This window comes from Mesorhizobium sp. M0244, assembly GCF_040321795.1.
In the GTDB taxonomy this organism is placed as follows: Bacteria; Pseudomonadota; Alphaproteobacteria; order Rhizobiales; family Rhizobiaceae; genus Mesorhizobium.
Genome location: NZ_JAMYSE010000078.1, coordinates 21,428 through 30,276 on the forward strand (window position 1 = coordinate 21,428; position 8,849 = coordinate 30,276).

Genomic DNA, 8,849 nt, shown 5'->3' on the forward strand with positions numbered 1-8,849 from the left:
TTCGTCATTTTGAAGGCGCCATCGCGAAGGCCGAACTCAGGCGGCCTCGATGAAGCGGATGACCGTCTCGCCATAGTTGCGCTCGTCGACAATCGAAAAGCCCGGCCCTGCCTCGAACGGCGCCGCCGCTGCTTCCTCGACGACGCAGAGCGCACCGGGGGAGAGCCAGCCGCCGGTCTTGGCCGAGCGCAAGGCGCGTTCGCCAAGGCCTTTGCCATAGGGCGGATCGGCAAAGACCAGGCCGAATGCGGCGATGGTGCCTGCCTCGCCCAAGGCCGTCGCGTCGCGGCGGAAAATCTTGGTGCGGCCGGTGAGGCCGAAGGCCTCGACATTGGTGCGGATCAGGCCGCGCCCTTCGGCGGATTCCTCGATGAAGACAGCGTAGGAGGCGCCGCGCGACAGCGCTTCGAGGCCGAGCGCGCCGGTGCCGGCGAACAGGTCGAGCACGCGCGCGCCGTCCAGTCTTTCGGGAAAGCGATGCGCCAGCACGTTGAAGACCGCCTCACGCGTGCGGTCGGTGGTCGGGCGGATGGCAAAGGTGCGGGGCGTCGCCAGCGGACGCCCGCCAAGCTCACCGCCGACGATCCGCATTACTTCCTTTCGGGCCGCCGCGCGGCCGGTCGCCACCGCCATCCGGGCGCTCGCCGCGCGGTTTGCCGAACGGCTTTGCAACGCCGCCTTGCGGCTTGCCGCCGGGCTTGCCGTAAGACGGCTTGAACGAGGCCTTGCGCGCCTTGTTTTCTGCCGCCTTGGCGGCGTCTGCCTCCGCCCTGCCCTTGCCAATCGGCCGTGCGCCCGGCGCCATCCAGACATTGGCCTTGCGCTGGCCCGGCGGCTCGATCGGCCGCTGCTCGCGTTCGGACTTCTTCCCACCGACGCCGCCACGAGGCTGGTCGCCACGGGGTTTGTCCCCGAAGTCGCTGCGTTCAGGTCTGGGGCCACGCTCGCCAAAGCTCTTTTTCGGCCCAAAGCTCCTGTCGGGGCTTGTCGACAGCTTGCCGAGCGCTTCGTCGCGGCTGCCTTCGCGACGCTTGCGGTTCTTGATCAGGCCGCCCTCGCCGATCGGCCGGCGTTCGCCGTCGCGGGTGAATTTCGGCCGCTCGGGCTCCTCCTCCCGCTCACGCCTGACCGGCTTGTTGGAAAATGGCTTGGCGATATCGGCGTCGAAATTGGCGCCGGACTCTTCGACCAGGCGCTCGCCGAGCTGGTCGCGCAGCACGCGGCCCTTGATCTCCAGCACATGGCCTTCCGGCAAATCGTCGAGCTGGAACGGCCCGTAGGAAATACGGATCAGCCGCGTCACGTCGAGACCGAGCGCGCCCAGGATGTTCCTGACCTCGCGGTTCTTGCCTTCGCGCAGGCCGAGTGTCAGCCAGGCGTTCGAACCCTGCTCGCGGTCGAGCGTCGCCTCGATGGCGCCATAAAAGACACCGTCGACGGCAATGCCTTCGCGCAGCCCTGCAAGCGCGCTTTCCTCGACCTTGCCGTGAACGCGCACGCGGTAGCGTCGCAACCAGCCGGTCGCCGGCAGTTCGAGCACGCGCGACAGGCCGCCATCATTGGTGAGCAGCAGCAGGCCTTCGGTGTTGATGTCGAGCCGGCCGATGGTCATCAGCCGCGGCAGCCCGGGCGGCAGCACGTCGAAGACGGTCTTGCGGCCTTCCGGATCGCGGTTGGTGGTGACCACGCCGGCCGGCTTGTGGAACAGGAACAGCCGCGTGCGCTCGATCGGCGGGATCTCCATGCCGTCGAGATGGATGATGTCGCCGGGCATCACGTTGAAGGCCGGCGAGGACAACGCCCTGCCGTTGACCTTGACGCGGCCGGCCGCGATCAGTTCCTCGGCGTCGCGGCGCGAGGCCAGGCCGGCACGCGCCAGCCGCTTGGCAATGCGTTCGCCGGCTTCTTCCGTTGCCTCGACGCGACGCGGGCGCGGCTTGAAGCCATCCTCCGATGCCGCCTGTGCCCTTTGTGTCCCTTGGGGCCGATCGCCGCCAAAATGACGCTTAGGACGATCACTGAAGTCACGCTTGGGACGGTCGAAGCGCTTTTCGCCGTGCTCGCCTTCCGTAGCTGCCGGCCGGTCACCGCGCGGCGCGTAGGGCTTGCGCGGACCTTCGCGCTTCTCATAAGGCTTGCCTTCCGGACGCGGCCCTTTGCTGAACGGCCTGTCGCCGCCTTTGAAGTCGCGCTTCGGCCCCTCGCCTTCGGCCGCTGCTGGCCGGTCGCCGCGCGATGCATAAGGCTTGCGTGGACCCTCGCGCTTTTCATAAGGCTTGCCTTCGGGTCTTGGTCCCTTGCTGAATGGCCGGTCGCCTTCCTTGAAGTCGCGCTTTGGCTTGAAGTCGCGCTGCGGCCGTTCGCCTTCGGCCGCCGCCGGCCGGTCGCTACGCGGAGTGTAGGGTTTTTTGGCGCCGAAGGACGGCTTGCCGCCCTTGCCGGGAGCGCTATCGCGACCGCGCGGCCCGGCCGGCTTCGGGCCGTTCCTGCGCGGGAATTTCTTGTTTTTGTCGTCCATGTGGCCTTTGCTCGTTTGCGCGGGTAGTAACAGGATCGCGCTCTAGTGGCGAGGAGATAATCGGAATGGAAACCGCGTGAAGCGGCAGGATTTCATGGCGCTGGCGCTGAAAGAAGCCGAAGCCGCCGCCCAGCGTGGCGAGGTGCCGGTTGGCGCGGTCGTCGTCGGCGGCGATACGGTCGTTGCGAGTGCCGGCAACCGCACCCGCGAGCTCGCCGATCCCACCGCCCATGCCGAGATGCTGGCGATCCGCGAAGCCTGCAGCAAGCTTTCCAGCGAGCGGCTCAGCGGCCACGATCTTTATGTGACGCTGGAGCCGTGCGCCATGTGCGCCGGCGCCATCTCCTTCGCCAGGCTGCGGCGGCTCTATTTCGGCGCCGCCGACGAAAAGGGCGGCGCGGTGGTCAACGGCGTTCGCTTCTTCACGTCACCGACCTGCCACCATGTACCCGACATCTATCCGGGCATGGCAGAGAACGATGCAGCAGCACTGCTGAAAGACTTTTTTCGCGAGCGACGCGGACCCTGATTTTTCTGGTCGGGCCGACGATCCAAATCCAGCCAGCCAAATCCAGGCCAGCAAGTCTCTGGCGCCGTCAGTCTACCAGGGCAGCCAGTCGAACATGCCACCGCTCTTGCTCTTGGCGGCAGCCTCCTTCTTGAGGCGGCGTTCCTTTTTGTACTCGTCCTCGCCAAGGTCGCCCTGCGGCGCAGTGTCGGCGGCAGCGCGGTATTGCACCGGCGGCTCGCTCAGATATCTGCGGGTGGTCGGGTCGCCCTGTTTGCCTTCAGCCCTGCGGCGCATGATTTCCGCAGCGCGGCCCTTGTCCGAATCGGCCGGAGTCCAGGCTGGCGGGTGGCTCGAGCCCGACTGCTTCAGCGCGGCCTTGACCGACGCCGGATCCGTCTGCACGTCATCGACGACCTGCGCCTGGTAGGCCGGGTCGTCCTGATGCAGGGTAGCATCGGCGCGCAGGCGGGCACGGCGCTGCTCCGGCGATTCGGGCCATTCGGCGCTTGCCGTCTCGATGCTTTCCTGAGGCGGCGGCAACACTTCCTTCTGCCCAGGTCCCGGCTTTACCAGCGCGGGCCTCGGCTTGTAGTCGATGTTGTTCTTGCCCTTGGGTGCGAAGGAAAAAGCCCCGGTGAGGTCGCCGGCAAGCTGCGCGCCCGCGGTCTTGTCGGTCCCGTAAGTGGGCGAGCCCATGCAGCCGGACAAGGCAAGGCCCGATACGACAAGCGGCGCCAGCAGCGCAACGCGCGCGTAAGTTCTCTCGGTCATGCCAAAAAGTCCCACTGTAGACAGCCTCTCGATTGCCGCCGGCCAAAGAAAGGTCCGGTCCCCGTCGCCTATGCTCTTCCGACGGAATTCCGGCGACAATTTGTCGTCCGGAGTTTCGCGTGTTTACCTCAACCACTCGTTAAGGGCAACGCACGGGGGCTGATCGGCCGCCCGCCGTGGCATTTGTGCACCGCCTCAAAGGCGGCTCAAAGCCTTCAGCTCATGCAGGACAGCGGCGTCACGGGCCGAAACATCCGGGAATTCCGGATCCAAGCCGACATCGGCGGTGTAGCGCCAGGAGCGTGCGCATTTCACCAGGCCGCGGTCCTCCGCCTTCTCGACGACCACGGCGACGCCTTTGACGTCGTCGAGGGTAAAGCCGCCCGCCGATGCCTTGCCGTGCGCGATAACCAGATCGCTGGTGATCGCCATCTCGGCCATGTCGACATCGGCGATCGCCGCTTCGAGCGCGGCATCGTCGAGAGTGACGACCGGCACCGCTTCCAGCGAAGAGCCGATGACCTTCTGCGCGCGGGCGATCTCCAGCGCGCCGGTGACGACACGGCGGACCTGCCGCACCTTGCGCCACTTCTCCGCCAGCGCCTCGTTCTTCCAGTCCGCCGGGATCTCCGGGAACTGGTCGAGATGCACAGAGACGGCATCCGAATGGCGGTCGAGCCAAGCCTCTTCCATGGTGAAAGGCAGCATCGGTGCCAGCCATTTCACCAGGCAGTCGAAGAGATGGCGCACCACCTGCACGGAAGCCTTGCGCTTCACGCTGGAAGGCGCTTCGCAGTAGAGCGCATCCTTGCGGATATCGAAATAGAAGGCCGACAGCTCGACCACCATGAAGTCGAGCAGCGCGCGGGTGATGCGCTTGAATTCGAAGGCGTCGTAGCCCGAGCGTACCAGTTCATCGAGCTCCGCTAGCCGGTGCAGCATCAGCCGCTCCAGCTCCGGCATCTTGTCCAGCGGCACCTCCTCGCCATCATCATGGGCGAGCGTGCCCAGCATCCAGCGGATAGTGTTGCGCAGCTTGCGGTAGGCGTCGATATTGGTCTGCAGCACGTTCTTGCCGAGCCGCTGGTCTTCCCAATAATCGGTCGTCACCACCCAGAGCCGCAAGATGTCGGCGCCGGACTGTTTGATGACGTCCTGCGGCACGACGGTGTTGCCGAGCGACTTCGACATTTTCCGCCCCTCCTCATCCATGGTGAAGCCATGGGTGACGACGGTGTCGTAGGGCGCCCTGCCCCTGGTGCCGCAGCTTTCGAGCAGCGAGGAGTGGAACCAGCCGCGATGCTGGTCGGAGCCTTCGAGATAGACGTCGGCCGGCCATTTCAGGTCCGGCCGATCCTCAAGCGTGAAGGCATGCGTCGAGCCCGAATCGAACCAGACGTCGAGGATGTCCATCACCTGCTGCCATTTCGAGGCATCGTGATTGCCGAGGAAACGCTCCTTGGCGCCGGCGGCGAACCAGGCGTCGGCACCTTCCTTCTCGAAGGCGTCCATGATGCGCTGGTTGACCGCCTCGTCGCGCAGGACATTGCCGTCAGCATCGGCGAAGACGGCGATCGGTACGCCCCAGGCGCGCTGGCGCGACAGCACCCAGTCGGGGCGCTCTTCGATCATGGCGCGGATGCGGTTCTGGCCGGCCGCCGGCACGAAGCGGGTATCGTCGATGGCTTTCAGGGCGCGGCTGCGCAGCGTCGTGCCGTCGCCAAGCTCCTTGTCCATGTAGACGAACCATTGCGGCGTGTTGCGGAAGATGATCGGCTTCTTCGACCGCCATGAATGCGGATAGGAGTGCTTCAGCCGGCCGCGCGCGAACAGCGCATTGTGATTGATCAGCTCGTCAATCACCGCCTGGTTGGCATTGCCCTTCTTGCCATTGTCGTCGATGACGCGCCCCGCCCCACCCTCGCGGTCCGGGCCAAAGGCCGGCGCGTCCTTGGTGAAGAAGCCGGCATTGTCGACGGTGAACGGGATCGCGGTGTCGATGCCGCGCTGGCGAAGATCAGAGGCCGCATCCATCCAAGCGTCAAAGTCTTCGCGGCCGTGTCCTGGCGCAGTGTGGACGAAGCCGGTGCCAGCGTCGTCGGTGACGTGGTCGCCGGCGAGCATCGGCACGGGGAATTCGTAGCCGCCATTCAAACCTTTGAAGGGATGAGAAAGCGTAAGGCTTCCAAGCTCTTCGGCGCCGACGCTGCGAAGACAATTCAAGGTGACTTTGGCCTTCCCGGCGGCCTCGTCTGCAAGTTTCTCGGCAAAGATCAGCTTTTCGCCGGGCTGGGGACCAAAGGCGTTCTCGGCCGCCGTAACCTCGTAGAGACCATAGTTGATGCGCGGCGAGTAATTGACGGCGCGGTTGCCGGGGATTGTCCACGGCGTCGTCGTCCAGATGACGACGTTGGCATCCAGCAGGTCCAGTGACGTCTCCGTAAGCTTCGGATCCAAGGCTGGCTGCCCATCCTCGACGTTGATGACCTGACGAGCAAGGCTGACGACCGGAAACTTCGCCCAGATCGTATCCGACTCATAGTCCTGGTACTCGACCTCCGCCTCGGCAAGCGCGGTGCGCTCGACCACGCTCCACATCACCGGCTTGGAGCCGCGATAGAGTTGGCCGGACATGGCAAATTTCAACAGCTCCCCGGCGATGCGCGCCTCGGCATGGAAAGCCATCGTCGTATAGGGATTGTCGAAGTCGCCGACGACGCCCAGCCGCTGGAACTCGGCACCCTGCACCTTGATCCAGTGCGCCGCGAACTCGCGGCATTCCTGGCGGAACTCGTTGACCGGCACCTCGTCCTTGTTCTTGCCCTTGGCGCGGTACTGCTCCTCGATCTTCCATTCGATCGGCAGGCCGTGGCAATCCCAGCCGGGCACGTAGTTCGAGTCATAGCCGCGCATCTGGAATGAGCGGGTGATGACGTCCTTGAGGATCTTGTTCAGCGCATGGCCGATATGGATGTTGCCATTGGCATAGGGCGGGCCATCATGCAGCACGTATTTTTCGCGGCCGGCGGCGTCTTCGCGCAATTTGCGGTAAAGGTCCATGTCCTGCCAGCGCTTGACCAGCAGCGGTTCCTTTTCCGGCAAACCGGCGCGCATCGGGAAATCCGTCTGCGGCAGGTAGAGCGTTTTGGAGTAGTCGATCGTCTCGGCGGTATCGGTATCAGTCATTGGTCTGCCATATGCGTTGCCCGGCGGCAAAAGAGCCCGGGCGTTGAACTATCATGATCTGGAAAAAGCGCGAGAGGCCGCGCGCAAGATTCCCGGCGGCTCCGGCGGCGGTCAGGCCGCCCGGAACACCGGGCCTGTAATTCGTATCGCAATCGCGAATGCGCTGATAAAGTGCGTCATGACCGGGCTTTTAAACGAGGCCGGCCCTATTGAAAAGCCCGAACTCTGATGCTTCCTCCTAGGAGCATGTACCAACTGCGGTTTACATTTCACAGTTAGCGCGCCGGAAGGAACGAAATGTGACTCTGACGATTACCGAGTCCGAACGCGCCCTGCGACTTCGTATTTCAACGATGGCGGATCGTGTTTTCGGCAACCATGAAAGGGCGCAGCGCTGGCTGCGCAAGCGAAGTCGGGTGCTCAACGAGGCGCCCATCAATCTCCTACAATCCGAAACAGGTGCGATGCTTGTGGAAGAGGAACTCAACCGCATCGCCTACGGCATAGTCGCCTGAGCCATGCGGCTGCGCACAGTATATAACCTGCGACATCACATCGAGAAATCGAAGCGGTAGGTTGTCGACACGCCGATCGTGAACTGGTTGCGATCGCCGCGCTCCTTGACCAGGCTGGAATCGGCGGCCGGACCCATCAGGCGGGAATATTCGCCAAACAGGCTGGCCGTCATCGGCTCGGTCACTTCCCAGGTCACCGCGCCGCCGAGGCCCGCCGACTTCACGCCGCCGCCGGGATGATATTCGCTGAGCCCCGAGGCCGCGGCCTCCTCGGCATCAACGCCATAATAAGCATCGAAGTACCCTGACGAAGCGAACGAAACGCGCGGGCCGCCCGAAATCCTGACGTCCGGCCTCACATCGTAGAATGCGTCGGCGGCGATGTCGGCGACAAAGCCGTTATGGGCGCGAATGCCGTGCCGCAATTCGGCGCGGGCGCGCAGCCAATCCAAAGGATAGAATTCAAAGAAGCCGCCGGCCTCGCCGCCCCAGCGCACCGGGTCGAGGCCTTTCAGTTCATCGGCGTCACCACCGTCGCGGGAAAACAGGAACTTGCCGGTCAGGCCGGCGCGGACGCCGCCGTCGTCGATCAGCGCCAATGAGATGTTGTCGTTGCGCGAGGCGAAGCGCGCCGCGGGGCCAGCCTTGCCGAGCGAGATGATCGGCGAGGCGCTGAGCAGGTACTTCTTGCCGCCCTCGAAATTCGGAGCGACCATGCCGGTGGCGCCGACTGTCAGGTACCAGTCTCCGGACAGCCAGCCGAAGGTGCCCTCGCCGGCCTCGGCGACGCCGCACGCGCGGAGCATGAAAGCGGCCAAGACCATCGGGATTGTCGGGACAGACCGCATCGTTACTCCATACGTCGAACACGTTGGCCGACACAACCAGCCTTCGCCGAAGCCATGGCGCCAGTTCGGTAAAATTTGACTTAATATCCGCAACATTGGCGGCGTTGGCCGAACTGTCCCGCATTGCAGCCAATTGTATGGTGCGCCAAGATCCCAGATCAAGACATCTGGAATGCGCCAGCAGCCGCCTCACCCAAGGGTTATAAATATTCGCGGACAAACATGCCGGCGCTGTGAAGAGCGCGCCAACTGGCACTCAACCCCGCATTCCAAACCGGCCAAGCGTGAATCATATGCGGCCAAATTTCGAGACGTACTTTGACGTCAGCCGCGCCAGCGGCTTCCGCGAGCCGAGTTGCGTCCGACAGCAGCGTCTCGGCCGAACCGACTTGTATCAGCATTGGGGGAAATCCGCTCAGATCGGCGAACAACGGCGAGATCAGGGGATCGCTCCGACCAACGCCATGGGGAACATAGGCGGTTGCCAGTTCCTCCAAATA

9 protein-coding genes are annotated in these 8,849 nt (G+C 64.3%); 3 read left to right on the plus strand and 6 right to left on the minus strand.

The window, feature by feature from the left end; translation table 11 throughout:
* Window positions 1-36: 36 nt before the first annotated feature.
* Window positions 37-591 carry a 16S rRNA (guanine(966)-N(2))-methyltransferase RsmD gene (gene rsmD, locus NKJ08_RS30035; RefSeq protein WP_352531078.1) on the minus strand — a complete coding sequence of 185 codons (555 nt, stop codon included), beginning with the start codon at window positions 589-591 and terminating at the stop codon, window positions 37-39.
* Complete coding sequence (locus tag NKJ08_RS30040; protein ID WP_352784732.1) at window positions 572-2,518, minus strand: pseudouridine synthase; 1,947 nt, start codon at window positions 2,516-2,518, stop codon at window positions 572-574. Before NKJ08_RS30040 ends, rsmD begins: the two co-directional genes overlap by 20 nt.
* 76 nt (window positions 2,519-2,594) lie before the next feature.
* Here NKJ08_RS30040 and NKJ08_RS30045 point away from each other — a divergent pair, with 76 nt between their 5' ends.
* The gene (locus NKJ08_RS30045; protein ID WP_352531074.1) at window positions 2,595-3,047 is read left to right on the plus strand and encodes a nucleoside deaminase; all 453 of its coding nucleotides are present in this window, start codon (window positions 2,595-2,597) and stop codon (window positions 3,045-3,047) included.
* A gap of 72 nt (window positions 3,048-3,119) precedes the next feature.
* On the opposite strand, the gene NKJ08_RS30050 is transcribed toward NKJ08_RS30045, so the two are convergent.
* On the minus strand, window positions 3,120-3,800 hold the full coding sequence (locus NKJ08_RS30050) for a hypothetical protein (protein WP_352531072.1): 681 nt from the start codon (window positions 3,798-3,800) through the stop codon (window positions 3,120-3,122).
* Between the two features lie 195 nt (window positions 3,801-3,995).
* A complete protein-coding gene (ileS, locus tag NKJ08_RS30055; protein ID WP_352531070.1) occupies window positions 3,996-6,986 on the minus strand; it encodes an isoleucine--tRNA ligase in 2,991 nt (996 codons plus the stop codon).
* Window positions 6,987-7,029: 43 nt separating this feature from the next.
* Between ileS and NKJ08_RS30060 the strand changes: the two genes are divergently transcribed.
* Together NKJ08_RS30060 and NKJ08_RS30065 are read left to right on the plus strand one after the other, a co-directional pair.
* Complete coding sequence (locus NKJ08_RS30060) at window positions 7,030-7,215, plus strand: hypothetical protein (RefSeq protein WP_352531068.1); 186 nt, start codon at window positions 7,030-7,032, stop codon at window positions 7,213-7,215.
* Between the two features lie 70 nt (window positions 7,216-7,285).
* Window positions 7,286-7,501, plus strand: a complete 216-nt coding sequence (locus tag NKJ08_RS30065) for an antitoxin Xre/MbcA/ParS toxin-binding domain-containing protein (RefSeq protein ID WP_352531066.1) — start codon at window positions 7,286-7,288, stop codon at window positions 7,499-7,501.
* Between the two features lie 35 nt (window positions 7,502-7,536).
* Here the strand turns inward: NKJ08_RS30065 and NKJ08_RS30070 are convergent, their stop codons facing one another.
* Entirely contained in the window at window positions 7,537-8,349 is an 813-nt protein-coding gene (locus NKJ08_RS30070; protein ID WP_352784737.1) for a MipA/OmpV family protein, read from the minus strand.
* Between the two features lie 200 nt (window positions 8,350-8,549).
* On the minus strand, window positions 8,550-8,849 hold a 300-nt coding region (locus NKJ08_RS30075), incomplete at its 5' end, for an alpha/beta hydrolase (RefSeq protein ID WP_352784739.1).

Bases quoted from the DNA above. Each gene is read 5' to 3' on its own strand.
- rsmD (WP_352531078.1), bottom strand. From the start codon at position 591: ATGCGGATCGTCGGCGGTGAGCTTGGCGGGCGTCCGCTGGCGACGCCC.
- NKJ08_RS30040 (WP_352784732.1), bottom strand. From the start codon at position 2,518: ATGGACGACAAAAACAAGAAATTCCCGCGCAGGAACGGCCCGAAGCCG.
- NKJ08_RS30050 (WP_352531072.1), bottom strand. From the start codon at position 3,800: ATGACCGAGAGAACTTACGCGCGCGTTGCGCTGCTGGCGCCGCTTGTC.
- ileS (WP_352531070.1), bottom strand. From the start codon at position 6,986: ATGACTGATACCGATACCGCCGAGACGATCGACTACTCCAAAACGCTC.
- NKJ08_RS30070 (WP_352784737.1), bottom strand. From the start codon at position 8,349: ATGCGGTCTGTCCCGACAATCCCGATGGTCTTGGCCGCTTTCATGCTC.